27 protein-coding genes and 1 pseudogene are annotated in these 25,359 nt (G+C 63.5%); 9 read left to right on the plus strand and 19 right to left on the minus strand.

Annotated features, from left to right (window positions below):
• Positions 1-112 precede the first annotated feature (112 nt).
• Positions 113-742, plus strand: a pseudogene (locus AB4Y43_RS36240) (phospholipase domain-containing protein); the annotation flags it as partial.
• 80 nt (positions 743-822) lie between these two features.
• On the opposite strand, the gene AB4Y43_RS36245 reads toward AB4Y43_RS36240, so the two are convergent.
• A complete protein-coding gene (locus AB4Y43_RS36245; RefSeq protein WP_035512844.1) occupies positions 823-1,116 on the minus strand; it encodes a hypothetical protein in 294 nt (97 codons plus the stop codon).
• A 46-nt stretch (positions 1,117-1,162) separates the two neighbouring features.
• Positions 1,163-1,663 carry a Spy/CpxP family protein refolding chaperone gene (locus AB4Y43_RS36250; RefSeq protein WP_256094627.1) on the minus strand — a complete coding sequence of 167 codons (501 nt, stop codon included), beginning with the start codon at positions 1,661-1,663 and terminating at the stop codon, positions 1,163-1,165.
• Positions 1,664-1,953: 290 nt separating this feature from the next.
• Here AB4Y43_RS36250 and AB4Y43_RS36255 point away from each other — a divergent pair, with 290 nt between their 5' ends.
• Entirely contained in the window at positions 1,954-3,186 is a 1,233-nt protein-coding gene (locus AB4Y43_RS36255) for a phospholipase A (RefSeq protein WP_368729998.1), read from the plus strand.
• A gap of 72 nt (positions 3,187-3,258) precedes the next feature.
• Here the strand turns inward: AB4Y43_RS36255 and AB4Y43_RS36260 are convergent, their stop codons facing one another.
• Complete coding sequence (locus AB4Y43_RS36260) at positions 3,259-3,636, minus strand: VOC family protein (RefSeq protein ID WP_342947567.1); 378 nt, start codon at positions 3,634-3,636, stop codon at positions 3,259-3,261.
• A 156-nt stretch (positions 3,637-3,792) separates the two neighbouring features.
• Here AB4Y43_RS36260 and AB4Y43_RS36265 point away from each other — a divergent pair, with 156 nt between their 5' ends.
• Positions 3,793-4,053 carry a DUF2934 domain-containing protein gene (locus AB4Y43_RS36265; RefSeq protein ID WP_069264161.1) on the plus strand — a complete coding sequence of 87 codons (261 nt, stop codon included), beginning with the start codon at positions 3,793-3,795 and terminating at the stop codon, positions 4,051-4,053.
• A 72-nt stretch (positions 4,054-4,125) separates the two neighbouring features.
• On the opposite strand, the gene AB4Y43_RS36270 is transcribed toward AB4Y43_RS36265, so the two are convergent.
• Positions 4,126-4,401 (minus strand): hypothetical protein, encoded by a 276-nt coding sequence (locus tag AB4Y43_RS36270; protein WP_368729980.1) that lies wholly within the window; start codon positions 4,399-4,401, stop codon positions 4,126-4,128.
• Between the two features lie 269 nt (positions 4,402-4,670).
• On the opposite strand from AB4Y43_RS36270, the gene AB4Y43_RS36275 reads away from it, so the two are divergent.
• Positions 4,671-5,459, plus strand: a complete 789-nt coding sequence (locus AB4Y43_RS36275) for a hypothetical protein (protein ID WP_069263771.1) — start codon at positions 4,671-4,673, stop codon at positions 5,457-5,459.
• Between the two features lie 10 nt (positions 5,460-5,469).
• Here AB4Y43_RS36275 and AB4Y43_RS36280 read toward each other — a convergent pair whose 3' ends face one another.
• The 5 genes from AB4Y43_RS36280 to AB4Y43_RS36300 all read right to left on the minus strand — a co-directional run bounded on the left by AB4Y43_RS36280 (position 5,470) and on the right by AB4Y43_RS36300 (position 10,371).
• A complete protein-coding gene (locus AB4Y43_RS36280) occupies positions 5,470-7,140 on the minus strand; it encodes a tannase/feruloyl esterase family alpha/beta hydrolase (RefSeq protein ID WP_368729981.1) in 1,671 nt (556 codons plus the stop codon).
• Positions 7,137-8,252 (minus strand): OpgC domain-containing protein, encoded by a 1,116-nt coding sequence (gene opgC / locus AB4Y43_RS36285; protein ID WP_368729982.1) that lies wholly within the window; start codon positions 8,250-8,252, stop codon positions 7,137-7,139. The genes AB4Y43_RS36280 and opgC overlap by 4 nt, the downstream gene beginning before the upstream one ends.
• Before the next feature lie 240 nt (positions 8,253-8,492).
• Positions 8,493-8,969 (minus strand): VOC family protein, encoded by a 477-nt coding sequence (locus tag AB4Y43_RS36290; protein WP_069263777.1) that lies wholly within the window; start codon positions 8,967-8,969, stop codon positions 8,493-8,495.
• Between the two features lie 99 nt (positions 8,970-9,068).
• Positions 9,069-9,329, minus strand: a complete 261-nt coding sequence (locus AB4Y43_RS36295; RefSeq protein ID WP_368729983.1) for a hypothetical protein — start codon at positions 9,327-9,329, stop codon at positions 9,069-9,071.
• Between the two features lie 124 nt (positions 9,330-9,453).
• On the minus strand, positions 9,454-10,371 hold the full coding sequence (locus tag AB4Y43_RS36300; protein ID WP_368729999.1) for a helix-turn-helix domain-containing protein: 918 nt from the start codon (positions 10,369-10,371) through the stop codon (positions 9,454-9,456).
• A 195-nt stretch (positions 10,372-10,566) separates the two neighbouring features.
• Between AB4Y43_RS36300 and AB4Y43_RS36305 the strand changes: the two genes are divergently transcribed.
• Positions 10,567-11,466, plus strand: a complete 900-nt coding sequence (locus AB4Y43_RS36305) for a DMT family transporter (RefSeq protein WP_368729984.1) — start codon at positions 10,567-10,569, stop codon at positions 11,464-11,466.
• A 7-nt stretch (positions 11,467-11,473) separates the two neighbouring features.
• Here the strand turns inward: AB4Y43_RS36305 and AB4Y43_RS36310 are convergent, their stop codons facing one another.
• Both AB4Y43_RS36310 and AB4Y43_RS36315 read right to left on the minus strand, forming a co-directional pair.
• Complete coding sequence (locus AB4Y43_RS36310; protein ID WP_368729985.1) at positions 11,474-11,728, minus strand: hypothetical protein; 255 nt, start codon at positions 11,726-11,728, stop codon at positions 11,474-11,476.
• Positions 11,729-11,782: 54 nt separating this feature from the next.
• Complete coding sequence (locus AB4Y43_RS36315) at positions 11,783-11,983, minus strand: hypothetical protein (RefSeq protein WP_368619881.1); 201 nt, start codon at positions 11,981-11,983, stop codon at positions 11,783-11,785.
• Between the two features lie 594 nt (positions 11,984-12,577).
• On the opposite strand from AB4Y43_RS36315, the gene AB4Y43_RS36320 reads away from it, so the two are divergent.
• The 3 genes from AB4Y43_RS36320 to AB4Y43_RS36330 all read left to right on the plus strand — a co-directional run bounded on the left by AB4Y43_RS36320 (position 12,578) and on the right by AB4Y43_RS36330 (position 15,037).
• Positions 12,578-12,967: a hypothetical protein gene (locus tag AB4Y43_RS36320; RefSeq protein ID WP_368619880.1), complete on the plus strand. Its 390-nt coding sequence runs from the start codon at positions 12,578-12,580 to the stop codon at positions 12,965-12,967.
• 210 nt (positions 12,968-13,177) lie between these two features.
• Positions 13,178-13,681 carry a DUF2844 domain-containing protein gene (locus tag AB4Y43_RS36325; RefSeq protein WP_083245199.1) on the plus strand — a complete coding sequence of 168 codons (504 nt, stop codon included), beginning with the start codon at positions 13,178-13,180 and terminating at the stop codon, positions 13,679-13,681.
• 51 nt (positions 13,682-13,732) lie between these two features.
• Positions 13,733-15,037, plus strand: coding sequence for a DUF3443 family protein (locus tag AB4Y43_RS36330; protein WP_368729986.1), 1,305 nt, complete (start codon positions 13,733-13,735; stop codon positions 15,035-15,037).
• A gap of 76 nt (positions 15,038-15,113) precedes the next feature.
• Here the strand turns inward: AB4Y43_RS36330 and AB4Y43_RS36335 are convergent, their stop codons facing one another.
• Positions 15,114-15,986 carry a LysR family transcriptional regulator gene (locus tag AB4Y43_RS36335; RefSeq protein WP_368729987.1) on the minus strand — a complete coding sequence of 291 codons (873 nt, stop codon included), beginning with the start codon at positions 15,984-15,986 and terminating at the stop codon, positions 15,114-15,116.
• A gap of 104 nt (positions 15,987-16,090) precedes the next feature.
• On the opposite strand from AB4Y43_RS36335, the gene AB4Y43_RS36340 reads away from it, so the two are divergent.
• Positions 16,091-17,164 carry an alkene reductase gene (locus AB4Y43_RS36340; protein WP_368729988.1) on the plus strand — a complete coding sequence of 358 codons (1,074 nt, stop codon included), beginning with the start codon at positions 16,091-16,093 and terminating at the stop codon, positions 17,162-17,164.
• 79 nt (positions 17,165-17,243) lie between these two features.
• On the opposite strand, the gene AB4Y43_RS36345 is transcribed toward AB4Y43_RS36340, so the two are convergent.
• The 7 genes from AB4Y43_RS36345 to AB4Y43_RS36375 form a co-directional block, all read right to left on the minus strand.
• The gene (locus tag AB4Y43_RS36345) at positions 17,244-18,419 is read right to left on the minus strand and encodes an aromatic ring-hydroxylating dioxygenase subunit alpha (protein ID WP_368729989.1); all 1,176 of its coding nucleotides are present in this window, start codon (positions 18,417-18,419) and stop codon (positions 17,244-17,246) included.
• A gap of 9 nt (positions 18,420-18,428) precedes the next feature.
• Positions 18,429-19,202, minus strand: coding sequence for a siderophore ferric iron reductase (locus AB4Y43_RS36350; RefSeq protein WP_368729990.1), 774 nt, complete (start codon positions 19,200-19,202; stop codon positions 18,429-18,431).
• Positions 19,203-19,204: 2 nt separating this feature from the next.
• Positions 19,205-21,070 (minus strand): IucA/IucC family siderophore biosynthesis protein, encoded by a 1,866-nt coding sequence (locus AB4Y43_RS36355; RefSeq protein ID WP_368730000.1) that lies wholly within the window; start codon positions 21,068-21,070, stop codon positions 19,205-19,207.
• A gap of 48 nt (positions 21,071-21,118) precedes the next feature.
• Positions 21,119-21,718: a GNAT family N-acetyltransferase gene (locus tag AB4Y43_RS36360; protein WP_368619874.1), complete on the minus strand. Its 600-nt coding sequence runs from the start codon at positions 21,716-21,718 to the stop codon at positions 21,119-21,121.
• Positions 21,708-22,931, minus strand: coding sequence for an MFS transporter (locus AB4Y43_RS36365; protein ID WP_368729991.1), 1,224 nt, complete (start codon positions 22,929-22,931; stop codon positions 21,708-21,710). Before AB4Y43_RS36365 ends, AB4Y43_RS36360 begins: the two co-directional genes overlap by 11 nt.
• Positions 22,928-24,283, minus strand: a complete 1,356-nt coding sequence (locus tag AB4Y43_RS36370) for a lysine N(6)-hydroxylase/L-ornithine N(5)-oxygenase family protein (RefSeq protein ID WP_368729992.1) — start codon at positions 24,281-24,283, stop codon at positions 22,928-22,930. The genes AB4Y43_RS36365 and AB4Y43_RS36370 overlap by 4 nt, the downstream gene beginning before the upstream one ends.
• A 473-nt stretch (positions 24,284-24,756) precedes the next feature.
• Positions 24,757-25,224 carry a YaiI/YqxD family protein gene (locus AB4Y43_RS36375; protein ID WP_069264168.1) on the minus strand — a complete coding sequence of 156 codons (468 nt, stop codon included), beginning with the start codon at positions 25,222-25,224 and terminating at the stop codon, positions 24,757-24,759.
• Positions 25,225-25,359: the final 135 nt, after the last annotated feature.

Consider the following 25,359-nt stretch of genomic DNA (forward strand, 5'->3'; position numbering starts at 1 on the left):
CGTGGGATGAAACGGCAGCACTTCGCCCGCGCCGGCCGCGAGCGGCTGGTTCCACACCGGCTTGCCGGTAGGCAGCGTGATCGCGCGCGTGTCGCCGAAGCCGCGCACGCCGCGCAGCGTGCCGAAGCAGGAAGCGGGCGTGCGCAACGCGCGGCCGCTGCCGTACGAACTGTTCGTGCGCTTCGATTCGAACGCCAGCTCGGGCGACGTTTCCACGCGCTTCGTCAATTCGGGCCGCGCCGGTGCAGTGTTCCTCGTCTACACGGCGGGCAGCACCGATGCGCCGCGCACCTATACGGTCGAAGCCGGCAAGCATCTGCAGGACAAGCTCGCGATTGGCGCGAGCGGCGCATACGACTTCAGCGTGCATGGACCGAACGGGTTTCTGCGCCGTTTCGCGGGCACGCAGGTCAAGTCGGACTGGTTCGGCGGCAACGAAACGGCGCGCCCCGAAGTGGCCGAGGGCTACGACGTGGCGAACGGCAACCTGCAACTGCGCCTCGAGAACAAGGGCGGCGCGCGCTGCCAGTTCACGATCGTCAACGCGTACGACCCGGGCACGAAGATCCAGCGCACGGTGCCCGGCGGCGACACCGAGCAGCTTTATCTCGACCTGCGCAACGCGTACGGCTGGTACGACCTGACGATCACGGTCGATAGCGATGCGACGTTCGTGCGCCGCATTGCGGGGCATGTCGAAACGGGCCACGCGAGCTATAGCGATCCCGCGCTCGGCGCCTGATACCGCTGAGGAGTGAGATGAGCCGCGGCTTTCGCGAGCCGTGGCTTTTTTTGTTTACCGCGTAGTGGATCACGGCGCCTCTAGCGCCAGCGTGGCGGTGGCGGTCCCCAGCCGGGATGCCGGACGTGTCGCGGACCCATGAAATGCGGAGGGCGGTGCCACGGAGAAAAGCCGTGCCGCGAATACACAACGGGAGGCGGCCACATCGGCGCGGCGGGATGCATGAAGAATACGGGCGGCGGCGGCGCGTAGAACGCCCCAGGAATCCCGATGCCCACGCCGACATTGACGTTCACGCGCGCCTGTGCGGTTTGCATCGCGCACAGCGTCGTCGCGATACAGAGGAATGCAAACTTCAACACACGGAGTTTCATCGCCGATCCTCCGTCGCGAGCGCGCGTTGCGGACGCTCGCGGCTGGTTATTTCGTGTGCGCTTCAGCGGGCCGGAAAGCGGCGTCCGCAAGCTTCTTCTGCGAGTCGGGCATGGTCGCGTAAAGCGCCGAGAAGGCATCGAGCATCGCCTTGCTGCCGTCGGCATTCGCCTGGGCGATTTCGTTCCACGATTGAAGGTTCTCCACCGCGGTTTGCTGCTGGGCATTATCGTGCCGCTGCTGGATCAGATCATCCACCGTTTTCGCGTTGTTGCGCATGACGTCGGCCACTTTCGCCCACTGATCCTCTTCGGCCGGAGTAATCTTCAGTTCGGCATGCAGTTCTTTCACGCGGTCGTCGACAGTTTCGACGTGATGCTGATGCGACGACGCAGCCGGAGCGCTGGCCTGCGCCCAGCACGTGGAAGTGCCGAGCAGGGCTAGCGCAAGCAGGACAGGTTTCATTGTCAGCCCTCGCGAAAAGCGTTCGCCGGCAATGGCCGGCAAGTCGGAACGAACCATTTTGATCATAGCAGCGGCGGCAACCAAATTCGGCATCCTCTATGTAACAGCGAATAACAGGGAAAAGAGGGAATAGGGCACGATTCCCGCAAAGCACCACGCTTCACTCACGCAGAAAATCGGCTTGGCTCGCCCGGCAGCGAGGCATTCTGACGATACAAGGAGGCAACGTGGCGATTCGATTGGCATTTCAGAGGGCATCCCATTCGCATTCCGCTCCCGTCGCCCGGTTAGCGTGGGGAAGACTGGCGTGCGCCACGCTGGCCGTGGCAACTTTGGCGGGCTATGTGCCTGCGAGCCGCGCCGCCGTGTCCATCATGCGCCCGCCGCGCGAGGCGAGATCGGACGAACCGCTCGTCGTGACGATCGTGTATACCGGCGATGCGCCGACCGGCACTTCGATCGACGTGCCGCGCGATTTGAGCATCACGCTGACCAATGGAGAGGCGTTGCCGAAGGCCGTGCTGCTCGCGCGCGAACCAGGCGCACCCGAGCATTTGCGGCTCGCCGCCGGAGAGATGAAGGCCGTGAGCTATAGCGCGGCATGGCCCAAGTGGGCGCGCGGCGCTTTGAGAGTGGACGTGCCGGGCGTGGACGTTTCGCCTTCCGTGGTCCTGCTCACGCGCATGCCGGCTTCGGCAACGGCGAACGCCGCGGCGCCTGCCTCCGCGCCTTTGGTGCCAGCGGCAACGGTTGCGTCCGCATCGGAACCGGTCGCCCCGGCGCCAGCCGAAGGACCCATGGCGGGCAATGCTTCACTTGCGGCGCAAATGCCGCCTTCCACCGTAAAGCCCCCGAATTCGCTGGTGCCCGATATTGGCACTTTCCTCGCGGGCCGTCTTTCGTTCTACCAGCCAAACTATTTCGCGGACGGCTGGTCATCGAGCGACGCGGATCTCGCAAGATTCCAGATCAGTATCAAATTCCGCTTCATCTTGCCGGACGATCCGCGCTCACGCGGTTTCCTCGACAACCTCTATTTTGCTTATACGCAGACTTCGCTTTGGGATGTCCGCGGGGACGAGTCGCCGTTCCACGATACGAGCTACATGCCCGCGCTTTTCTACTACCTCGAGGACACCGGTTGGAGGTCCAGCTGGTTCACCCGGATGGGTATCGAGACCGGCTACGAGCACGAATCGAACGGGACGCCCGGTCCGGGTTCACGCGGCGTCGACATCGTGTACGTGAAGCCGATCTGGGATTTCGGCGACCTCAACGCGAACCACCTGACCATCGAGCCGAAAATCTACGCGTATGAGCACATCCAGGAGACGAATGGGGATATAGCCCACTATCGCGGCTATGTCGATCTGCTGTTCAAATACGGCAGCCCTGATGGCTGGCAACTCGCAACGACGCTGAGAAAAGGCACGAGATCGACCTATGGAAGCGTCGATGTGCAATTTACATACCCGCTTGCCAAGCTATTCGGCAATGCATGGGGCGGGTATCTGTTCCTCAACTACTTCAACGGCTACGCCGAAGATCTTCTCGATTACAACCAGCACCGCTGGGCTGCGCGCATCGGTTTCGCCGTGTCGCGCTGACTGACTTTGGCGTGCGGATGTTGGGAAACGTCGCTCGTGCGGCGGGTATCGTAGACAGACACCAGGCGTGGGTCACGTAATGCTTTGACCCACTACGAACCGGTGGCCATCCGGTGTGGCCACGGTGCATTCGCGCATGCCGTACGGGCGATCGAGCGGAGGCTGCAGGACAATTGCACCTCGTTGCGCGATTTCATCGTGAAACGCTTGAACGTCATCGACTTCCAGATAGCCGAAGTAGCTGTGATCGCCCGTCGCCGCCGGGGACAACGCATCGGGGCAATGGCCGAGCATGATCCGCACGCCGCCCCTCTCGACGATTCGCCAGTCGGTCGAATCGGCCCAATCTACCCGAAAGCCAAGCACGTCGCGAAAGTATGCCGCGTTGCGTTCGAGGTCCTGGACGGCAAGGACGAAAGCGAAGGGACGTAGCGTGTTCGTGTCGGTCATGAGCGATCTTCTTCGACAGGGATTCGATTGGGGGTGGCGTAAGTATGACGCACGCATCGGGCACCGTGTTTGCTCGCTGTACATGCAGTGCGCCATCCGCAGTCGCGGCTAGCCGGTTGCCGCGCTGCTCACACGCGCACCATCGGAGGAATGACCATGAATGAGCAACGGGAAGAGCGCATCCGGCGACGCGCTTATCAACTCTGGGAAGACGACGGCGCGCCGGAAGGTCGGGCGGACGAATATTGGAGCCGCGCCGAAAAACAGGTTGCCGCCGAATATGACGCAGAAGGAGAAGCGTCGAGCATCGCCAGCGATCAGGCCGGCAAGCGCCGGTTTGCCGGTGAACCCCTGCAGGAAAGCGACGCCATGCCGCCGAGTGAACTGGCGCGCGACAAGCGGCGCGGTGGCGGGTGAACTCACGCGTTGATCGCGCATGTGCCGCGCTTCAGGCCATCGTCACGCCAGCCGGCGCGACCTGTTCGCACATTAATGATGCGCGAACAGGTCGTTGCGGCCCTCGTGTGACATGAGTGCGTCGTGGCGCGACATTTGCGCGACCGACGCATTCGAGGTGCCCGAGCTTTCCATGCCGTAGCCGGAATCGTCGGTGGGTTGCGTGCTGGCGTGCTGCGGGTTTGCCGGTTGCTGCATCTGCATCTGCATCTGCCTGGTTTGTGCCGCAGGTTCAGTGTCCTGTGCAAAGGCGGCGGCGGGCAACGCGACGGCAAGCGAGACAATAGCAGTAGCAAGTATAAGTTTCATGATACAGACTCCATGTAACAAAAGTTACTTCGGATTACTGAAAAAATGTACGGATCGCAAAACCGTTTTGCAACCGCATTCAACATCGCGACGTCCGATCACCGCGACGTATGTCCACAGGCTACGCAGCCAACCTTAGAGTTTGCTTATGCGCAGGCAACGATGCGCATCTAGTGCATATTCGGCCGTGGTTAAGGTTTAGTTAAGCAACGGCGGCATATAGTCCCAAGCTGTTTCGTTCCGCCCGTCATGCGGCGCAAGGAGTGTTCATGTCCACCACCACACGAAGTCTCATCGAAGATACGGTCAGCAAGGTCCCCGCCGTGACGCTCGGCTTCTGGATCATCAAGATTGCTTGCACCACGCTCGGCGAAACCGGCGGTGACTGGGTGACGATGTCACTGAATCTGGGCTATCTGGTTGGCACCCTCATTTTTCTCGCATGCTTCGTCGTGCTGGTTGGGGCGCAGATCCGCGCACAGCGCTTCTACCCGTGGCTTTATTGGGCGACGATCGTCGCCACGACCACGCTCGGCACGACGCTCGCCGACTTTTGCGACCGTTCGCTCGGCGTAGGCTATCCCGGGGGCGTCTCGATCATTCTGCTGTTGCTCGTGGCCAGTCTCGCGATCTGGTACCGCGTAGAAGGCACGGTGTCGATCGAGAGCGTCGCGACGCCGCGCGTCGAGTGGTTTTACTGGATTACGATCCTGTTTTCGCAGACGCTCGGCACCGCGCTGGGCGACTGGGTGGCGGGCGAAGACCGCGGCGGCCTTGGCGTAGGCTACGAATACGGTGCTGCGATCTTCGGCGCAGGCCTCGTCGTCGTCGCGCTGCTGTGGTTGTGGCCGCGCGTTTCGCGCACGGCGCTTTTCTGGTTCGCGTTCGTGCTCACGCGTCCGCTCGGCGCGACGCTGGGCGATCTGCTCGACAAGCCCGTCGCTGACGGCGGCCTGCACTTCAGCCGCTTTTATGCATCGGCGCTGCTGATGATCTTCATCGTCGGCTGCATCGTGGTGCTGCCTCAGCGTGCCGCTCGCCGGGTGCGCGACGCGTAGCGCGCATCGGTCATTGCGGCATCACGCACGTGAAACTGGTCGCGCGATTCAGACTACCCTTGCCCAGATAGCGCGGAAACGCCGGGTAGCGGCACAGCGGCCGCGTGCGGCCGTTCGTGGCCTGGGCAATGTCGGTCGCGAACAAGGTTTCCGGCGCGCTGTCATGCGTGACCCAGTCGTCGAGCGCGCCCAGCAGATCGACGGACGGAATGAACACGCCGTTGCCGTGCTGGTAACCCGGCACCATGTAGAGCCGCATGAAGCTGTCCACGCGCTCTTCGCCGTAGCGCCCCACCAGCCCCTGGTAGTAGGCGATGGTCTGGTTTGGGCTGATGACCTCATCGGCGAGTCCTTGCAAGGTGATGAGCTTGCCGCCTCGCGCGATATAGCGCGACACGTCCGGATTCATCGCGCCGATCGTCGTCGACAGCGTAAACAGGCGCTCGCGGTGACGGCCGGGATGCATTACGTCGAAGTTCGTCGAATCGAAAGTCGGGTCGTGCGTGATGAAGTATTTGAGGTACGCATCGCCCTGCGCGTACAGGTAGCCATTGGCGACGAACCCCAGTTGAGTCAGCCGCTGCGGCTCATGCGCGAGGCCCAGCATGCTCGTGAAGCGCGTGCCCTGGAAGACGTTGTAGCCGCGATAGGTGTCCGCATTCCAGGCGAGCGCGTAGGGCAGGCGCAGGCCGTCTCGCAGGCTTTCCAGCGTCGCCAGTTGCGGTGGCGTCAGGCAGTCGTCGGGGGCGTGCTGGCGATCCGTCTGATCCTGTGAGGAGCAACGCAGCGAGTCGATGATCTCGGGCTCTTTCGCGCGGCAGGCTTCGACGTCGCTGATCAGGCCGTCCGCCGCGCCGTCGAGTGTATCGCATGCCTGCATCACGCGCTCGTACACGCGCTCCAGCAGTTGCGGCGACAGATAGCCGCCCGGCGTGCGGTATTCGTGCTGGCCCACCACGACGCCCGTCAAGCGCACGCCCGAGAAGTTCAGCGCGGGCGAATTCGCGATCACGCCGTCGTAGTCATCGGGATAGCGCTGGATCACGGTATAGCCTTCGCGGCCGCCTGTCGAGCCGCCCGCGAAATACACGTGCTCCGGCGGCTTGCCATAGCCGAGCGTGATCAGTGCGAGCGCAACGTCATGCGCTTTCTTCAAATGCGCGTAGCCGAAGTTGGTCACGGCTTCTTCGAGCAGTCCGAAGTTGGCCTCGGACGAGGTGCCATTGTGGCCGGAGTCGTCGCCGAAGGTCGCATAGCCGCGCGCGAGCGGCGCGCGGTCGGGCGAGAAGGGCATCGGGCCGGTTCCCGTCACCACGACGCCGCTGTAGCCGCCACCGCCGAATTGCAGCGCACGGCCGTTCCAGCGGCTCGGCAGATTGACTTCGAAGCGGATGTCCGGCGTCCCGGCGCTCCGGGCGCGGATCACGCCGGTCAAGCGGCAGAAGTCGCCGTTGAGATTGCCTGTGGCGGTCGCGGAGATCATCGCGGCGCTCTGCACGAGCGCACCGTTGGTCGGCAGGCCGATGCTCGTGGGCGGCAGCAGCGCGCCGGCAAGGTCGGTGCAATGCAGCGGCAGCGAAGGCGTGTGCTGGGCGAAAACGGGGCCGCTAGCGATGAGCGTGAGCGTGGCGATGGCGATCGCCTTGAGGGATCCGAGTGCGCGCTTGCCCCGTCGTATCATCCGCAGCCGGCTCCGTTGACGCTCGCCCGGGCCTTCTCCTTCTGGCGCCCGAGGGTGCCGCGCCACGCCCTGGCGAGCATGAGCGTCGCGCCGATCGCGACGATGTCGCCAGCCAGCGCTGCCGCGAACGCCGCCGCGCCGTGCAGCGCGTGTGGCGTGGCGGTGTCGACGATCACCGAGCTCAGCGTGCCGCCGACGAAACACACGCGCCCCGTGCGGCCAACGGTCACGACGGCGGGCACGCGCGCGGCGATCCGCGCGATCGTGCCGCGATGGACGAAATACGCCGCCACCATGGCAATGCCGATGAAGTTGACGACGCGCGCGAAGGCCAGATGCTGTTTCATTGCCCCAGGCATGGGTTGAATCAGGAGGAACCATTTAACCGCCGCGAACAGCACCACCGCGGCGAACGCGCATCGTACCAGCCAGCGCGCGGTTTCCGAGGTCTTGAAGCCGGGCGGAAGCGGGTGCAGCCGGCAGAGCATGCCGAATACGAACATCAACTGCCACGCGAATGGGTTGAACGGCCAGTTCGCGAGCGTGCTCGCGCCGATGAGCGCAGCCAGCAACGGCGCGAAGGCCCAGAGCAGCAGGCTGCAGATCAGCGTGGCGAGCGGCGCGCGGCGGGCGAAGGGGACGGCTGCGGGCACGCACAGCGCAAATATGACATACATCGGCAGCACGCTGGACAGATACGGCTGGCGGGCGAGCAAGACGACGTGGAGGGTCTCGCGCAGCGGATGCGTGGCAAACGACGCCCAGCCGCTCAGGTCGGCGGCGGCAGGATTGAGGTTCAGGAGCGCGAGCATCGCGCCAGAAAGCAGCGTGAGGAGGGCGGTCAGCAGATAGGCGCGGTAGATCTCCCAGCTGCGGCGCAGGAAGCGCGCTTGCGCGGCGCTCATGCCACGGTGCGCGCGCACGGCCATAAAGGCCGCGGCCGACGCGTACCCGCCGAGAAACACGAACACTTCGGCGGAGTCGCACAGCGCGTAAGCGTGCAGCGTCAGCTGCGCCAAGGCGCTGCCCGGTATGTGATCGAGCACGATCACAATCAGCACGACGCCGCGGAAAAAGTCGACTTCGATCGAACGCCTCTGGCGAGACTCCATGGTGCCCTCGCAAGCATCGCGGCGGCGCCAGCTCAGGCTGGCGTCGACCGCTCGATGAATGTCAGGGCGGCGGCTCACTTATCGTGAGCGTCGCCCTTGTGCGTACGAGGGCATCTCGCAGGTATCGTTCCCTGCTCGCGGCGTGGTTGGCGCTTTATGCGCCTGATATGACACGCGCGCCATGTCGGCGCCATCTGCATGCCAGCTATGTGGCGATTGCGGTGTCCGGCGGCGTGTTGCCTACTTCGCTGCGGCGGCGCGCTCGATCCCGGCGATGTCGATCTTGCGCATGGTCATCATCGCTTCCATCGCGCGCTTGCCGGCTTCGCGATCAGTGCCGAAGACGCATTCGAGCAGGCGCTTTGGCGTGATCTGCCACGAAAAACCCCAGCGATCCTTGCACCAGCCGCAATCCGATTCCTCGCCGCCGTTGCCGACGATGGCGTTCCAGTAGCGGTCGGTCTCTTCCTGGCTGTGGGTCTCGACCATGAAGCTCACGGCCTGGTTCGCCTGGAAGTTGGGGCCGCCGTTCAAGCCCACGAAGCGCCGGCCGAGCACCGTGAATTCGACCACCAGTTCCGCCCCCGCACCGATGCCTGGTATCGGGGATACATGGCCTGCCCCGACATGGCTGTCCGGAAACGTCGCGGCGTAGAACTCCGCCGCTTCGCGTGCTCTACCTTCATCGAACCACAGGCAAGTCACAAGTTCCGCCATCACGATCTCCTTTGACAAGGCGTCTCATTGCCGACGCGTAGCGCACATTGTGACAAAGCCTCGGCGTTATGGGGGATTTTTGCCGATGGAGTGCCGCGGCTACTCGATGCAGCGTTCGATCGCGAGGGACTGGGCGTTGTGTGCATCTATCCTGTCGTGTTCCGAAAATGATTCGGAGTACGATGCAACACACAGCGCAAGATTAGCGCGAGTGCTGTGTGGCGCGAACGTGAGCGCAAGCGTGAATGCCATGACTGCCGCAAGGACAATAGCGCCGCCGCGCAAGGTCGTGCGCAGAGCGGGCGATAAGGGGAAAACGGCGCTAAAACGCGAAGTGTGTTCGACGATGGTTCGGAACATGACGGGCTCTTTGCGGTGAACGTCGAGGGCATGACGTCACGATAGGCAGGCCCAGCAGTCGCGACAAGACCCAGCCGCGTGGCAAAACATGGAGCCACGCACGGCGGGATCGAGGGACATACGACTACTTCAGGAATGCTTGACGATAGACATTCGGCGCGGCGCCGAATGCATCGCGGAAGCGATGGCTGAAGTGGCTCGCGTTCGCGTACCCGCACTCTGCGGCAATCTGCGCGAGCGGCAGAGCGGTCGTGCGCAACAGCAGGCGGGCGCGCTCCAGACGCTGGGCGGCGATCCACGCATGCGGCGGCCGCCCGAACGAGGTGCGAAACATACGCGCGAGATGGTACTCGGAAAGGCACGCGACATCGGCCAGTGCGCCGAGCGTCAGCGTCTCGCCCAGGTGGGCGTCGATATAGTCGCGCAGCCGCCGCCGTGTCGATACGGCGAGGCCGCCCTTGAGGGCCGCGCCCGCGCACCGCACGCCCTGGCTGCGCAGCAGCAGGCTCAGCACGTCGTGCGCCGTTTCGTTGCTGCGTAAAAGTCCATCTGGATCGGCCCAGTTCTCGTTGGCCAGCGCCTGGCAGAGCACGGCAATGCGTTCGTCTTCGAAATACGTGCGGTCAGCGAGAGTGAGTTCGCGCGGTTCCTGGTCGAGCTCGCGCACCGCGCGCTGCGTGAAGTGCTCGGGCAGGAAATACAGGTGCATGAAATGCATGTGGCCGCGCACCCACCAGCGCGATTCATGGTCGCCGGGCAGCGCGCAGAGGCGGCTTGGCGCGCCGTACACGCCAGGCAGTTTCTGCCGCTCCGTGCGGTAGCCGCCGTCGAGATAGCACGACAGCGTGTGATGGCCCGGCCGGTCATAGACGGTTTCGGCCTCGCGCGTGACGCGCGTCCACACGGCGGCCGCGAACTGGTCGCCGAGCCACGCAAAGCGCTCCAGTGTCGCATTGGCCTCGCTCAGCGTGCGGCACACCGAATGCAGCCCAAAGGGCGTATTGGCGAGGGCGGGTGCGGGAAGCGGCACCTGGGCGTTCATGGTCGGGGCGGCGTGCTGCAAGGCGGTGATGGGGTCCACAAAGCGGGTAGTCAGAGCGGCTTTTGAAAGTATACGCTCGCGCCCCCGCCGTTGCTGGCCGTGGCCGGGCGCAGGCAAGAAATGCGCAATCCTGGACAAGTCCGCGCCGGCCCCGTGCGCCATAGTTGGGGCATCGACTCGAGGTCCTTTCCCGCGATGAATCTCTTACTCTACGTGCTCACCGTCCTGATCTGGGGCACCACCTGGATCGCTATCAAGTGGCAGCTTGGCGTCGTGCCCGCGCCCGTTTCGATCGCCTGGCGTTTCGGGCTCGCGGCACTTCTGGTGTTTGCGCTGCTGGGCGTGATGCGCCGCCCCATCTGGCCGCCGCGCGCGGCGTGGCGCTATCTCGTCGCCCAGGGGCTGGCGCTGTTCTGCCTCAATTTCCTGTGCTTTTACTATGCCGAGAACATCGTGCCGAGCGGGCTCGTGGCCGTGGTGTTTTCGACCGCGCCGCTCTTGAATTCGATCAACGGACGCATTTTCATGGGGCGGCCGCTGCAACCCTCCGCCGTGGGCGGCGCCGTACTGGGCCTGATCGGGATCGTTTGTCTTTTCCTGCAGCAGATGGCCGGCCATATCGGCGATCAGACCGCGTGGCTCGGCCTCGCCGTGGCCTTCCTCGGCACGCTGTGCTTTTCCACGGGCAATCTGCTATCCAGCCGCATGCAGTCGATGGGGCTCAATCCGCTCGTCACGAACGGCTGGGCCATGCTGATCGGCACCGCTGTGCTCGTGGCCGGCAGTGCCGCGGCCGGATTGCCGTTCAGGCTCGAAATGGATGCGCGCTATCTCGGCGCGCTGGCCTGGCTCGTCGTAGCAGGGTCAGTGATCGGCTTTACGGCCTATCTGACGCTCGTTGGCCGGATCGGGCCCGAGCGCGCGGCGTATTGCACGGTCTTGTTCCCGATCGTCGCGCTGGCGGTTTCGACGGTCTACGAGGGCTACCGGTGGTCCTTGCTTGCGGTTATCGGTCTTTTGCTGGTCGTCTCGGGCAACCTCGTAGCGTTCGATCTGACGCGGCGCCTGTTCGCGCGGCGCGCGCCGGCAGCGTGAACGGGCTTCAGCGCGCCAGGCTCGCCTTCAGGGTGTTGGCATAGCGCCGATATAGCCAGGCGGAACACGGCGCGCCCAGATAGAGCGCGCCGAAAGCAGCGAGTGCGGTGCCCAGCAGATTGTGGGTGTCGAGCGAAGCGAGAGCCTGGTGCCGCGTCGCGAGGCCGGGTGCGGCGACGACGACCGAGGCCGTGAGCGTGGGTAGTCCTGCGACACCTGGATGGGCCAGATGCTCCAGCAATGCCCGCGCGTATCGGTCCACACTTCCCGTATCCAGGCAGACGAGCACCGGAGCGAGGATGGCCAGTCCCCAGGTTCAGCCAAGATATCGCCAATAGCTCGGGTAGGTGAGGAGCCGGAACGGCGGCGTGCGGTCGGGGCTCAGGGTGTTCACGGCGGACGACGAAAGCCACGCGTAGGGCAGTAGCAAAACCGCAAATACGGGGTGGTGACGGAAATATCGCCAGCCGTCGCGCCATGCGCCCTTCACGCACTGACCCAATATGATCGACTCCATTCGAATCCCTTGTGCGTTTTTATTTGCGGTTGCCTCGAAGCGCCAGCGTGGCGTTTATGTGTTTTGCATCATTCGCCGCTGGCCGGGCGGCCGCGTCGATTGTGACGGGCTGTGGGCGACGAGTATGGAATGGCACACTGAGATTTTCGGTGAGTTATTCAATTCAATTTCAAATCCCTACATTTTTATTACGACTGCGTAAATGCAGCGTTCATAAACTAATGGTCTGCGCTAAAGATTCGTCTAAAGGTTGCCGATAGCCTTTTAAGAACAGAATTAATACGATTGCAAACACGCGGCACGCCGGCCGCTCGGGGGTTACCGCCAACGCATGCGCGTGCGGGGAATGAACGAATGCAAAGCAGATGGCCCATCTCAGCGTGCAGCACACGCCTGCACACGCAATTCACGCTCCGGACGAGCGCGGTCCTCACGACGGGATTGACGTTCGCGGGCGCTATCAAGCGCAACGGCATGGACGCGACTCTGGCTCGCGGGTGTCGACATGACATGGTAAACGCCGCGAAATCCGTTCAGTGCATCGCGTGATCTTCGCCGGGGACAGGGACAAGACAAGGACGGGAGAGGCCTGCAATGAAGGTTCACGCTAGTGCGCTTACGCTGCTGCACTGGTTGGCGCAACGCGAAAGCGCGTCGGTCAGCGAAATCACTGCGTCGGGGTTGATGAATTCGCGCGAAGCGTCGGATGTCGTGCGCTACGCCATGCGCAACGGGGCTGCCGAACGCATCAATAAGGGCGCGAGTGCGCGAGGATCCGCGCGCTACCGTTCTACCGGCGTCCCACTGCCGGAGCCACGGACGACGCCGGCCGGTGCGTCATTCGAAGGCTTGCTGAGCGCCTGGGGAATCGCCAAGGAGCCGCCCGAGCTTCCCGCGGTGCGTACGCGCGTGTACCAGATCGAAGATAACAGCCAGGATAATCGAGGCAGAGATCGCCTCGGCAAACTAAAGCTCAATGATTGAAACCAACTGCGAGCAAATTGGGGCGACTGGGGAGACTAGAGAAATAGATACACCGTTCAGCGGACCCGGCAGGGCATTTCGGGTAGTCTCCCGGGACACCCCGGCGTGAAGTGAGGGTTCGATTCTCGCCGTTGATTTTCGCAAGGATGGCAACGGCAAACCTGCGCCGATGTGCGCGATAAAACCAACCATAAAAAGGGTTCTCTCCTGATGTCGAATCAGATCTTGCACGCCGCGCTTTGCGCGGCGTTCAGTTGTGCTGCGCTCGGTGCGGCGGCACCTGCCTCGGCTGCACTCGGCGGCATGCCCACGCCCGCGCCGGCTGGAGCTGTCTCCAGTTCGGCCAATGCGGCCGTCGTCCATGCTGCATCGGGCGTCTCGGGTACCGCGAGCGCCGCCTCATACACGGTGACGCAAACGACTTTCGCCACCGGCACGGTCGTCCGTGAGTACGCTACGGCGGCGGGCACAGTATTCGGCATTGCGTGGAGTGGGCCGATCATGCCGAACCTCCCCGTACTGCTCGGCACCTACTTCACGCAATACGACAGTGCGCGCGTCTCGCAGCGCACCGCTAATCCTGGCCGTGGTCCGCTGGCCGTCGAGCTTCCCAATCTTGTGGTTCATTCCGGCGGCCATATGGGCGCGTTCTCCGGGCAAGCCTATCTGCCGCAGTCGTTGCCGACGGGCGTGAGCGCCACCGACATCCAATAACAAACTAAAACAAGGCGAACCATGTTGAGTATCAATGGGAAACTGGCCCGAATGTTGGCTGCATTCGGTTTGGCGGCAGTTGTCGCTCTCGTCGCGGGTTGCGGTGGTGGTGGCGGCGGATCGGGCAATTCGTCGGCGGGCACGTCGACAGGCAGCGGCGGCACGGGCGGTACGTCTAACAGCACGGTCCTCGCTGCCGGCGCCCCGGTATCGAGCTTGCCCGCGACGCTCGCGAGCAACCAGGTTGCCGTGACTGTGGCGTCGGGCGTCAAAAACGCCCCGAACATTCCGACGGTCAGCGTGACGATTTGCGCTCACGGCACGAGCACGTGCCAAACGATCAACGACATCCAGGTCGATACGGGGTCGTGGGGGTTGCGGCTCACGCTGGATGCGCTGAACAGCACCATGCAGGCGGCGTTGCCGGTCGAGACAGTGAGCGGCAAATCCGTTGCCGAGTGCTTCGGTTTTGCCGACGGCAACACCTGGGGCTCCGTTCGTACGGCGGATGTGACGATCGGCGGTGAAACGGCTTCGAGCGTGCCCATCCATGTCCTGGGCGATCTGCCGCAAACGGCGGCTGGCGGCACTAACGACGGCTGCGCAGTTGGTACGCTCAACGACACGTCGTCGTCAATCGCGGCGCACGGCATTCTCGGCATCGGCCCCGCGGAATACGACTGCGGCAGTGGCTGCGCAACCACGCCGAACGGCGTCTATTTCGGCTGCACGGGGTCGGGAAGTTCGACGAGCTGCACGGACCTCGCGGTAGTGGAAGCGTCGCAAGTGACGAATCCGGTCCGGTTGTTCCCGACCGACAACACGGGCGTGATCCTGAACATGCCGGCCGTGACGTCGTCGGGTTCGACGAGCGCAACCGGGTTCCTGACGTTCGGCATCGGTACGCAGTCGAACAACGTAGTGCCGACTTCCGGCATTCAGAAGCTCACAACCGACCATTATGGCAACGTGCAAAGTGCATCACTGAGCGGTACGAGCGTGTCGGCGGCATTCTTCGATACGGGCTCAAACGGGCTGTTCTTCCCTGACAGCACGTTATCGTCGACGATGTGCACGCGCGCGATCGGCTTCTACTGCCCCGCTTCGACGGTGTCGCGGACGCCTTCTGTCACAGGGTTCAACGGCACCAACGTTTCGGCGGGGCTTAGCATCGCCAACGCGCTGAATTTGTTCGAGGACGGTGGCTTCGCGTACGGGAACGTCGGCGGGATCATGACGGGCGTCGCCTTCGATTTCGGCATGCCGTTTTTCTATGGCCGCACTGTGTACGTCAATTACGATCCGAGCACTGATGGCAATCAAGGCGTCGCTACGTCGGCCTACGTTGCCTTCTAAGTCGTAGTGCCGTATCCGCGAGCGGCCGCAGCGCCGCTCGCGGATATCTCAGCGGTCATACATCCTCGGCGGCGCGCTACCGCGCCAGCCGCGCCCGCAAAAACTCAATAAACCGCTGCGTCTTCGCCGGCAGCAGACGCGTTTCCGTAATCGCGTAGACCGGCGTGGGCGTGCCATGCCATTGCGGCAAAATCCGCCGCAACGCTCCGCTGGCCACCTCGTCGGCCACGATTTCCGCTGGCAGCAGCACGATGCCCATGTCGAGCGTAGCGAGGCGGCGGATCATGCCGACGCTGTTGAGCGTAAAGCGTCCGCCCACCTTCACCATGCTCGTGCGCTTTGCGTCGTGCAAGGTCCACGTGTCAGCCCTCAGGATAACCAGGCATTCGTGCCGTTCCAGGTCGGCCGGCTTGCCTGGCTCGCCCGCGCGCCGGAGATAGCCCGGCGACGCATAGAGATATGGTGTGAGCGACGCCAGCGGACGCGCAATGAGTTGCGAGCTCTCGGACTCGCCCATGCGGATCGCCACGTCGAACGGATCGCTCACCAGATCGACACGCCGCGGATTCAGTTCGAAATCGAAGGAGATGGCTGGGTAGAGACTGGCGAATTTGGCGATCAGGGGCGCGAGGTAGGTGACGGCGAAATCGACCGGAAACGAGGCCCGCAGCACGCCGCTGGGCTGCGCGACCATGTCGCCTAGCTGCTCGTGCGCGAGGCGGGCTTCATCGACGATGCGCTTGCAGCGCTCGAAGTAGACCTGACCCGCTTCGGTCAACTCGATCTTGCGCGTCGTGCGATGGAGCAGGCGCAGTCCGATCGCCTTTTCCAGGCCGCTGATGCGGCGTGAAAGGGTGGAATTCGGCATGCCTGTCGCGTCGGCGGCACTGCGAAACCCCTTGGCTTTGACGACTTCCACGAACAAGGCCATGTCGTTCAGTAGTTCCACCTTGACTGCTCCATCAATGGATCAATGATATCCAAACTACCATATTTATCCCAATCGTGAAGCAGGCGATGATGCACCCATCCAAACCAGTCGAGGGGATCATCATGAGCAAGCTTTTCGAATCCGTACGCGTCGGACGTTACACGCTGCCAAACCGTCTGGTCATGGCGCCCATGACGCGTTCGCGCGCGCTGGCCGACGGCACGCCCGGCGAACTGGCCGCCGAGTATTACGCCCAGCGTGCGAGCGTTGGCTTGATCGTCACCGAAGGCACGCAGCCTTCGGATGAGGGCCAGGGCTACATGACGACCCCGGGCATTTATAGCGACGCGCATGTCGCCGGATGGAAAAAAGTCACCTCGGCCGTGCATGCGAGAGGCGGCCACCTCTTCATCCAGCTCATGCACGCCGGCCGCATGTCGCATCCCGACAATACGCGGCACCACCGCGTGGGCGTCGCGCCTTCCGCCATTGCGCCGGGTACGGCCATGTTCACGGCCAGCGGCATGCAGGACATTCCCGTGCCGCGTGCCTTGACCATCGAAGAAATCCGCCGCACCGTCGACGATTTCCGCACCGCCGCCCGCCACGCCGTTGATGCCGGCGCGCACGGTGTCGAAATCCACGGCGCGAATGCCTATCTGGTTCAGCAGTTCTTCGCGCCGAGCGCCAATACGCGCACGGACGAATACGGTGGCCCGATCGAAAACCGCGCACGCTTTGCGCTCGAAGTCGCGGCCGCCATTGCCGGCGAAATCGGCGCGGACCGCACGGCTATCCGCCTTTCACCGGGCACGACGCTGTGGGGCATCGACGAAGGCGCCCAAGGCCCCGATCTTTATCACTATCTGGTGGCCGAACTCGACAAACTGGGGCTCGCCTATCTGCACATCGCGCATCAGGGCGACGAGGCGCTGCTGGCTGACATTCGCAAGCTGTGGAAGGGAGCGTTGATCGTGAACCGGGCTGGCCGCCCGCGCGAACAGATTGGCGCAGATGTGGCCACGGGGCTGGCGGACCTGGAATCCTACGGTCAGATGGTGCTGGCGAATCCCGATTTCGTCACCCGCCTGCAGCGCAATGCGGCGATGAACGCGGCGGATCGCAACGGCTTCTTTGGGGGCGCCGCGCAAGGCTATACGGACTACCCGAGCTTGAGCGAAGTGGCTAACGCCTGACGTAACGAGAAGGCGCGGGGCGTGCGTTGCATTCGCCGCGCCAATGCAAACCGCCTGCCTTGCGCGGTTACGCAATGGCTCATTCGAGCGGTCCCGCGAGGGCGCGCCGATACCACGCATGGAAATGGCGCATGCCGTCTTCGAGCGGCGACTGATACGGCCCGGCGTCGCTGATGCCGCGCCGGTGGAGCCGCAGTCGTCCCGCATCCATACGCTCGGCGATCTCGTCGTCCTCGATCATCGTCTCCAGATACGCCGCGCGTTGAGCTTCGATGAATTCGCGTTCGAATGCCGCGATTTCTTCGGGGTAGTAGAACTCCACCACGTTGAGCGTTTCCTGCGGGCTCTTCGGATACAGCGTCGAGACCACGAGCACGTGCGGGTAGAGCTCGATCATCTGCGTGGGGAAATACGCGAGCCAGATGGCGCCGAACTCGGGCGCCTCGCCGCCGCGATAATCGAGCAATCGATCGTGCCACGCGCGATAGATTTCCGAACCCGGATGCGCAAGCGCGGCGTGCACGCCCACGCGTTGCATGCTGTACGTTTCGGCGAATTCCCAGTCGAGCGTTTCGCAGGTCACGAAACGCCCGAGGCCTGGGTGGAATGGCGCGACGTGATAATCCTCCAGATAGACTTCGATAAAGGTTTTCCAGTTGTACCGGCAGGTATGCGTTTCGACGTGATCGAGCACGTACCCGGAGAAGTCGAACTCGGGGCGCATGAACACGCGCGCCATGTCGCGCGCGGGCTCGCGGGGTCCCTCATAGAGCATCCCATGACAATTTCGCAGTTCGAAACGTTCGAGATTGCGGCACGGCTTGCGCTCGAACTCGGGCGCGCCGATCAACTCGCCGCCAGGCGCGTACGTCCAGCGATGCAAAGGACATACGATGTTGCCGCCGCTCGCGGCGAGATTGCCTTGCGCAGGCGGGCCGCCGCTCTCAGCGACGTTGCCGGCCTTGCCGCCCAGCATGAGCGACTGGCGATGACGGCAGACGTTCGAGAGCAATTGCACGCCGTGTTCGCCGCGCACCAGCACGCGGCCGCCTTCGTCCTGCGGCAGGTGCCGCCAGTCGCCGCGCTCGGGCACCGACTGTTCGTGGCCCACGTATAGCGCCGAGTGCGCGAAGATACGCGCCATCTCGCGCTCGAACAGCGTCTCGTCGAAATAGGCGCTCGCGGGCAATTGCGCATGCACCTCCTCCGTATCGGTCGGCAGCGCGAGATGCGCGAGGTCACTGATATCGTTCATCGGTCGGTTTCATCCTGTTTCGTGTTGCGCGTTCAGGCGCACGATGCGTTCATGCTTTGCGAGCCGCGGGCAGGTGCTGCAGAGTTCGCCGTCGCGGCGGCGATAGTGGTAACAGCAGGTGCGCCGCTCCAGCGCGAGTGCGTTTGCGCCGTCCGTGCGCGAAAACGGGAAATAGCCTGAGCAGCCTTGCACGCCGAGCGCTGCGAGCCACTGCCGGCCATGCGCCTCGACCTGTGCGTCGCTCCATTCGGGACGCGCCTTGCGTGCCGCAAGTAGTGCGGCGAGCACTACGTCGGCTTGCGTGGCACGCGCTGCTGCCGGATTCAGGCGAATCACCGGCATCAACTCGTCGTGCATCTGCTCGCAGCACGAGACGATTTCGCGTGCGGCGTGCGCGATCAATGCGTGCGTGTCGCCCTGCGCCGGTTCGTGATCGCGTATGCGGACCTCGCGGGTCCAGCCCTCGGCGATGGGTTGCGCGATGTCCGCAAGCGAGAGCGACACGCCTGCCGCATGCACTCCGATCACGCTCAAGTAGAGCGGTTGCCAGATCAGGATGCCCCAGCAGCGCGACGACCAGTACGGGCGGCCCGCTTCAGGGTAGGTGCGCGACCAGAAGGCAAGGAGCGCATCGAGCGCAGCGCGATTGGCGTCCCCGCCAGGCGGCGCCGGGCGCGTATGCACGATGCCTTGCGCGGGGCGCGCGGCTACCACGCCCCGCAATCCCGGTACGAGCCGCGCGGCGAGCTGCAGCATGTCGTCGAGCGCGCGGTTTGCCGCCATGCTTATGCCGCGACCGCTTCGGCGCTCATGCCAGTCGCTTGCGCGGCGTCTCGCGGCGCACCGCGCCTGCCCGCCAGCGGGTTCTGCAGATTGCCCGCCATCTTCAGATTGCCCGCGGGATCGGCGAGATTGACCATCTGCAGGTTGTTGCCGAGTTGCAGACGGTTCAGGCACGAGTGCAGGAACTCGGGCGCGAAGAGGTCGTATTCGGCGTATTTGCGCGCGAGTTGCGGGTGCTCGTCCTGATAGCGTGCAACGCAGCGCGCCACCGTGTCCCAGAAGACGTCTTCCGTGCAGCAGCCGTGCTCGACGAGTACCTGATTCATGTAGCGGAAGAAGCCATCGAACACGTCGATGAAGATCGCGAGCAGCTTGACGCGCTCGGGCACGTCCACGGCGAGGCGCTTGACGTTTTCCGGAAGCTGCGCATCCTTGTTGAGGATGGCGGATTCTTCCGCAATGTCCTTCATGATCGCGCGCACGGGCACATGGTTTTCAAGCACGAGGATGAGATTTTCGCCGTGCGGCATGAACACGAGATCGTGTGCGTAGAAGCAATGGACGAGGGGCGCGAGATATGCCTCCATGTAGCGCTCGAGCCAGGCTTGCGCCGTGAGCCCCGAAGCCTCGATCAGCGCCGGCAGCAGCGCTGCGCCATGGCGGTCCGTATGCAGCAGCGCGGCCATGGTCATGAGCCGCTGGCCGTCTCCCGCGAGACTGAGCGGATTCTCGCGCCAGAGCGCCGAAAACATCTTCTTGTAGGGGCTGTCCACCTGGACGGCCGCTTCGTAATAGCGATTGCGAAAGCCGATGGACGCGACTTCGCGCAGGATGGTGAACCCTTTGCCTTGCAGATACGCGTCGCTCGCCACGAGGCCTTTGATGAAGTCGTTGATGGCGGGCGTGCCCGACATGTAGTACGGCGAGAGTCCGCGCATGAAGCCCATGTTGAGAATCGAGAGCGACGTCTTCACATAGCGTTTCGAACGGTCCGAGAGATTGAAGAACGTGCGGATCGATTGCTGGGCCTGATAACGGTCCGCGCCGAAGCCAAGGCAAACGATGCGGTTGGTCGCGACATAACTTGCAAACGCGATCGAGAGTTTGTTGAACCACTGCCACGGGTGCGCCGGCATCAACCGATAGTCGGCGAAGTCCACGCCGCGCGCTTCGACGATCGAGCGAAAGCGCGCGATGGTCTCCACGCCCAGTTCTTCTGCCATGAGCTGTTCGTAGTCGAGGTCGGCTGAGCTGTGGAACGCGGCGTTCTCCTTGTGCACGGCGAGCCAGACGATTTGAATCGGCGAGCCTGCCTCGGGCGCGAACGCGCGATAGTCGCCCGCGTCGAAGCCGAGCCTGCCGTTGTTGGCGACGAAGCCTGGATGGCCTTCGCTCATCGCGGTTTCGATCGACTGGAAATCGGCATCGAGGAGTTCGGCTGTGTCCGGGCCATCTTTCACCGCTTTATAGGCTGCGCCATACAGCGTGCTGCTGATTTCATCGAGGTAGATGGGCAGCATCTCCTCCTTGATGCCAAGCCGCGCTTTCACGTCGAGGATGAAGGCGAGGGCGTCGAGCGGTTGCGGCGCGCCGTCCTGCGAGCACACGATGGTCTCGGGGCGAATGCTCCAGTGGCGCAGTGCGAGCAGGCGCGCGTCGAAGGTGTAGACGCGGGTACCGTCGTCGGATTCGAGCGCATAGCGCGCGTAGTGCTCGCCGGGCGCATCGCCCACACGCTGTGGCTCGACGATCAGCTCGTGCGCGTACTCGGCAATGGCCTTGCGCACCAACATGCGGTTCGCGTGCTGCCACACCTCGGGTATGAGGTGGGCGGTAGCCTCATGGGGCGTGAGGAGCACATGTTGCATGGAAGCCTGGGTTGCGACGTGATTCATGTTGCGATGTCCTTATAGAATTTAGTGATCCTGCGTAATGGCGGCGTAAAAAGCGGATCGCGTGCAGAAAGCGAGCGAGGCGGTCTTCTCGCGAAACGCGACGTCCTTCGTATACACGAAGCCCATCGCGCGATTCAGGGCGTGGATGCGTGCGTTGCGCGCATCCGGCTCGACGACGATGCGCTGCGCGCCAAGGCGCTCGAACAGGAACGCCATGAGCGTTTCGAATACGTGGCGCGTGTAGCCCGATATGCGCCGGGCCGCGGGGCCGACGAACAGATGCATGCCGAGGTCGCCCTCGCACACGTCGTAGTGCTCGCCGATCTCTTCGTGAGCCGGGTCGTAGGTTTCGAACAGGAAGGCGGGTACGCCATCCTGCGAACCGAGCCAGGCGCGCGCGTGCCCCGAGTCCTCGATAGCCTGATAGAACGCGGCCACCTCCGTCACGCTCTTGTCGCGCATGTTCCAGAACGCGGCGCGTTCTTCGATGAACCAGCGGTGCAGCGTGGGCGCGTCGCGTTGCGCGTCGAGCGGGCGGATGTGAAAGGCCTCGGGCATGGCCATGCGTGCAGCCGGGACATGACACAGCGCGATTTCGTCGGCAGCGATTTCAGTTCGCACGGGCGGTGACTCCTGTTTCGGCAATCGGGTTGGAAAGGGCCGAGTCCTGGGCGCGCGGCCGGGCGAGCAGCCACACGCTCGCGAGCGCCGTGAAAACGAGGCCCACGGACGCCACGAAGAACGGCGCACGCAAGCCGGCTTCGTCGACGATCGCGCCGGCCGCGAACGAAGCCAGCAGCACGCCGAGGTTCTGGAAGAAGTTGATGACGCTGTAGTCGGCGGCATACGAGGCGGGCGTGCTCAGTGCGAACATCGTCACGTCGAGCTTCACGACGATCTGGAACAGCGCCCAGCCGAACATCACGCGGCCCACGACGATCCACAGCGGCGCCTCCACGCCTTGCAGCAGCATGCCGGCGGTGCACAGCAGCAGGTTCGCGAGCATGTGATCGGGCACGCGCTTGCCCTGGGTGGCGAGGCGCTTGTTCAGGCGCAGCGCGACGAGCGCGACCATGCCGGGAATGGCGAACACGAGCCCCGGAACCAGTTCGCCGGGCGCATGAGTGACGGCTTGCCAGTACGACGCCATGAACGGCCGGATGAGATACACGCAGAAGTCGAACGCGAGCATGAGCAGTGCGAGACGCAGGATCGGCATGCGCGCACCCAGGCCCGCCTTGACCGGTGCTTCGTCGGCAGAATCCGCAAACCGGCAGCGCCGCGCAATGCGGTGGGTGCGGATCAGGGCAAGGCTGATCGCCATCTGCACGAAGTCGCCGGCGGCCATCGCGAAGATGCAGTGATGCGCGTCCCAGACCTGCATGACGAAGCCGCCCGCCACCGCGCCCGCAATCGCGCCGAAGTGCACCACCACCGAAAGCACGCCGATGGTATGCGCATGCGATTCTTTCGCTTCGAGGCGCATCATGTACGGGTACATCAGCAGGTAGCTGCTTTTGCACATGAACATCGCGAGCGAGAGTACCCAGAAGAGCGGCACCGTCGCCGCGAAATAGCTCGCGACCGAAAGCACGCCCGCGGCGCACTGCGTATAAACGAGCAGATGCATGGCGTCGAGGCGCTTCGCAATGCGCGCCCAGAGCGGCAGCGTGAGCATCACGACAATGGAGATGAACGCCACGTAAGCGCCCGCATGCACGGGGCTCGTCACGCCATAGCGCGCGGCGAAGAACTGCGGGTAGAAGGGAATCAGGATCGCATCGCTGATGACGGCGAAGGTCGTCATCAGGATGATCGTGCTGCGCAGCTTCATTGCGCCTCCAGCGGCATCTTCACGAACGCTTCCGTGTCCGGCACCGAGAAGTCCTGCAGCGCGATGCGCCGCTCGATCTTGTAGTGCTCCACACCGGTCAGCTCGCGCAAAATGCAGGAGTTGCGATAGCAGCTCATGCCGAGGTCGGGGTTGGTCAGGCCGTGGCTGTAGAGCCCTGCGTTCTGCACGAAGATCTCGCGCCCGCTTACGTCGATTGCATAGTTGCGCGAGAGCCTGTAGCGCCCCTTGTCGTCCCAGCGGATGCGTGCGCGAATGCCCTCGATGAAGCCGGGCACGTTCTGCCCATAGCCGGTCGCGAAGATCGCGCCGTCCGTCACGTGGGTGTATTGCACGCCCTCGTCGCGTTGCACGAAGCGCAGGTGAAAGCGGTCTTCGATACGGTCGTGACGACAGGCGCTCAACTCGGAATTGGTGATGAGTCGCGCGCTGTTGCAGCCGCGGCTGCGGCGGTCGTCGAGCAGGTCATAAATCTGGTTGATGAGCGAGGCGTTCACGCCTTTGTAGAGACTGTCCTGCTTGGCAATGATGTTTTCGCGCACGCCATCCGGCAGGTTGTAGAAGTAGTCGATATAGTCGGGCGAGATCATTTCCAGCGTGAGCTTCGTATTTTCCATCTGGAAGAAACGCGGCGAACGCGTGATCCACGTGAGCGTGTAGTCGTGCTCGTCGCTTTCCTTGAGCAGGTCGTAGAAAATCTCGGCTGCACTCTGGCCGCTGCCGATCACGGCAATCGAGCGCTTTTGCTGCAGCTCGGCTTTGCACGCCACGTAATGCGCGCTATGGATGCAGCGCTCGCGCAGCTCGCCGCAGCACGGCGGCAATTGCGGCACGGAACCCACGCCGATCACGAGGCGCGCGGCGCGATGCATGAACGGCTGGCCGGTGCGCACGTGCCGCCCGCGCACCATGTAATGGCCTTGCTGCGCGTCGTATTCAACGTGCTCCACGCTCGAGCCGAACGCGATGCTCGACAGTTGGCTGATAGCCCATTTGCAGTAGCGGTTATATTCGGCGCGGCTTAGATAAAAGCGCTCGCGAATGTAATACGCATAGAGCTTGCCTTCCTGCTTGCAGTAGTTGAGGAAGCTGAACTTGCTTTTGGGATCCGCGAGGCTGACGAGATCGGCGAGAAATGGGTTTTGGAGCGTCGTGTCGTCGATCAGCATGCCCGGGTGCCAGTCGAAGTCCTCGTTGCGTTCGAGGAAGAGGCCGCGCAGATCGCGGATCGGATCGGCGAGGCAGGCGAGACTCAGATTGAACGGCCCGAGGCCGATCGCCACGAAGTCGAGCACGGGCGAGGTTGGACCTGGTTTGACATTAGTTGTACTCATGATTGAACTTTCACCTGGAGCGGAAAGGACCATGTCGGGTTACCTCATCGAAGGACCAAGACGGCGAGAAGGCTAACGAGGCGCAACGCGCAACCGTTTACGCGGCGCGTGACGCTTCGATGAGAATGAGAGTGATTCGCGTTTGATGATCATAGGAAAGACGCCGCCCAATGGCAAGAGCGAAACGCACAGCGTTGAGGACGACGAACTATCGTGTCTGCCCAATACGCATCGAGCCTGGCAGGGGCGATCCGCGGCAAAGTCCGGCTGGGCTGGGGCGGGCGGGGGATCGGCTTGTTTCGGGAGGCAGCGGGGTTCGCGGTCGCGCCGCCTCATTTTTGGCGTCAAATCACCTGACAAAAACCCTGCGCTTTGCAGGGGTTAGCGGCGCGCAGGAAATATTTCGGCTCTAATCGCGCGCGATTCGCGTGTGCGGGACCACGACGATCCCAAACGTCTCGCGCCTTCTGCGCTCACTCAGTCTTGCGCGGCGGCGGGCTATGCCGCGCGAGAAATCGATCGAGCTGCCCGGCGAACGCCTTGCTGTCACGCGCGCTGAACGGCGCCGGACCGCCCGTTTCGATGCCTGCATTGCGCAGTTGATCCATCACGTCGCGCATCGTCAGCCGTTCCTGAATGTTTTCGCGCGTAAACCAGTTGCCGCGCGGATCGAGCGCTTGCGCGTTCTTTTCGAGCACCGCTGCGGCAAGCGGTATGTCGGCGGTAATCACGAGGTCGCCCGCCTCGACCAGTTCGACGATACGGGCGTCAGCCGCGTCGAAACCCGCCGGCACCTGAATCGACTTGATAAAGGGCGACGGCGGTGTGCGCAGATATTGGTTTGCCACCAGCGTCACCAGGACTTCGGCACGCCGCGCGGCCCGAAACAACATGTCCTTGATGACGGCGGGGCAGGCGTCAGCGTCGACCAGCACTTGCATGTAGGGAATCCCGGCACAGTAAAGCGCGATCATATCGCAATGCCGGCGATGCGCCGTGCATTGCCCGACGTTTCCTGTCGTTTCCTGTCGCATTCCGAATGCACCGCGTTTTCCTTGCATTTGCCTGCATACCTG

The organism is Paraburkholderia sp. BR10872 (genome assembly GCF_040965835.1).
Classification (GTDB): Bacteria; Pseudomonadota; Gammaproteobacteria; order Burkholderiales; family Burkholderiaceae; genus Paraburkholderia; species Paraburkholderia nodosa_A.

Bases quoted from the DNA above. Each gene is read 5' to 3' on its own strand.
- AB4Y43_RS36245 (WP_035512844.1), bottom strand. From the start codon at position 1,116: ATGAAACTCCGTGTGTTGAAGTTTGCATTCCTCTGTATCGCGACGACG.
- AB4Y43_RS36255 (WP_368729998.1), top strand. From the start codon at position 1,954: ATGCGCCCGCCGCGCGAGGCGAGATCGGACGAACCGCTCGTCGTGACG.
- AB4Y43_RS36260 (WP_342947567.1), bottom strand. From the start codon at position 3,636: ATGACCGACACGAACACGCTACGTCCCTTCGCTTTCGTCCTTGCCGTC.
- AB4Y43_RS36265 (WP_069264161.1), top strand. From the start codon at position 3,793: ATGAATGAGCAACGGGAAGAGCGCATCCGGCGACGCGCTTATCAACTC.
- AB4Y43_RS36270 (WP_368729980.1), bottom strand. From the start codon at position 4,401: ATGAAACTTATACTTGCTACTGCTATTGTCTCGCTTGCCGTCGCGTTG.
- AB4Y43_RS36275 (WP_069263771.1), top strand. From the start codon at position 4,671: ATGTCCACCACCACACGAAGTCTCATCGAAGATACGGTCAGCAAGGTC.
- AB4Y43_RS36280 (WP_368729981.1), bottom strand. From the start codon at position 7,140: ATGATACGACGGGGCAAGCGCGCACTCGGATCCCTCAAGGCGATCGCC.
- opgC (WP_368729982.1), bottom strand. From the start codon at position 8,252: ATGGAGTCTCGCCAGAGGCGTTCGATCGAAGTCGACTTTTTCCGCGGC.
- AB4Y43_RS36290 (WP_069263777.1), bottom strand. From the start codon at position 8,969: ATGGCGGAACTTGTGACTTGCCTGTGGTTCGATGAAGGTAGAGCACGC.
- AB4Y43_RS36295 (WP_368729983.1), bottom strand. From the start codon at position 9,329: ATGTTCCGAACCATCGTCGAACACACTTCGCGTTTTAGCGCCGTTTTC.
- AB4Y43_RS36300 (WP_368729999.1), bottom strand. From the start codon at position 10,371: ATGAACGCCCAGGTGCCGCTTCCCGCACCCGCCCTCGCCAATACGCCC.
- AB4Y43_RS36305 (WP_368729984.1), top strand. From the start codon at position 10,567: ATGAATCTCTTACTCTACGTGCTCACCGTCCTGATCTGGGGCACCACC.
- AB4Y43_RS36315 (WP_368619881.1), bottom strand. From the start codon at position 11,983: ATGGAGTCGATCATATTGGGTCAGTGCGTGAAGGGCGCATGGCGCGAC.
- AB4Y43_RS36320 (WP_368619880.1), top strand. From the start codon at position 12,578: ATGAAGGTTCACGCTAGTGCGCTTACGCTGCTGCACTGGTTGGCGCAA.
- AB4Y43_RS36325 (WP_083245199.1), top strand. From the start codon at position 13,178: ATGTCGAATCAGATCTTGCACGCCGCGCTTTGCGCGGCGTTCAGTTGT.
- AB4Y43_RS36330 (WP_368729986.1), top strand. From the start codon at position 13,733: ATGTTGGCTGCATTCGGTTTGGCGGCAGTTGTCGCTCTCGTCGCGGGT.
- AB4Y43_RS36340 (WP_368729988.1), top strand. From the start codon at position 16,091: ATGAGCAAGCTTTTCGAATCCGTACGCGTCGGACGTTACACGCTGCCA.
- AB4Y43_RS36345 (WP_368729989.1), bottom strand. From the start codon at position 18,419: ATGAACGATATCAGTGACCTCGCGCATCTCGCGCTGCCGACCGATACG.
- AB4Y43_RS36350 (WP_368729990.1), bottom strand. From the start codon at position 19,202: ATGGCGGCAAACCGCGCGCTCGACGACATGCTGCAGCTCGCCGCGCGG.
- AB4Y43_RS36355 (WP_368730000.1), bottom strand. From the start codon at position 21,070: ATGCAACATGTGCTCCTCACGCCCCATGAGGCTACCGCCCACCTCATA.
- AB4Y43_RS36365 (WP_368729991.1), bottom strand. From the start codon at position 22,931: ATGAAGCTGCGCAGCACGATCATCCTGATGACGACCTTCGCCGTCATC.
- AB4Y43_RS36370 (WP_368729992.1), bottom strand. From the start codon at position 24,283: ATGAGTACAACTAATGTCAAACCAGGTCCAACCTCGCCCGTGCTCGAC.
- AB4Y43_RS36375 (WP_069264168.1), bottom strand. From the start codon at position 25,224: ATGCAAGTGCTGGTCGACGCTGACGCCTGCCCCGCCGTCATCAAGGAC.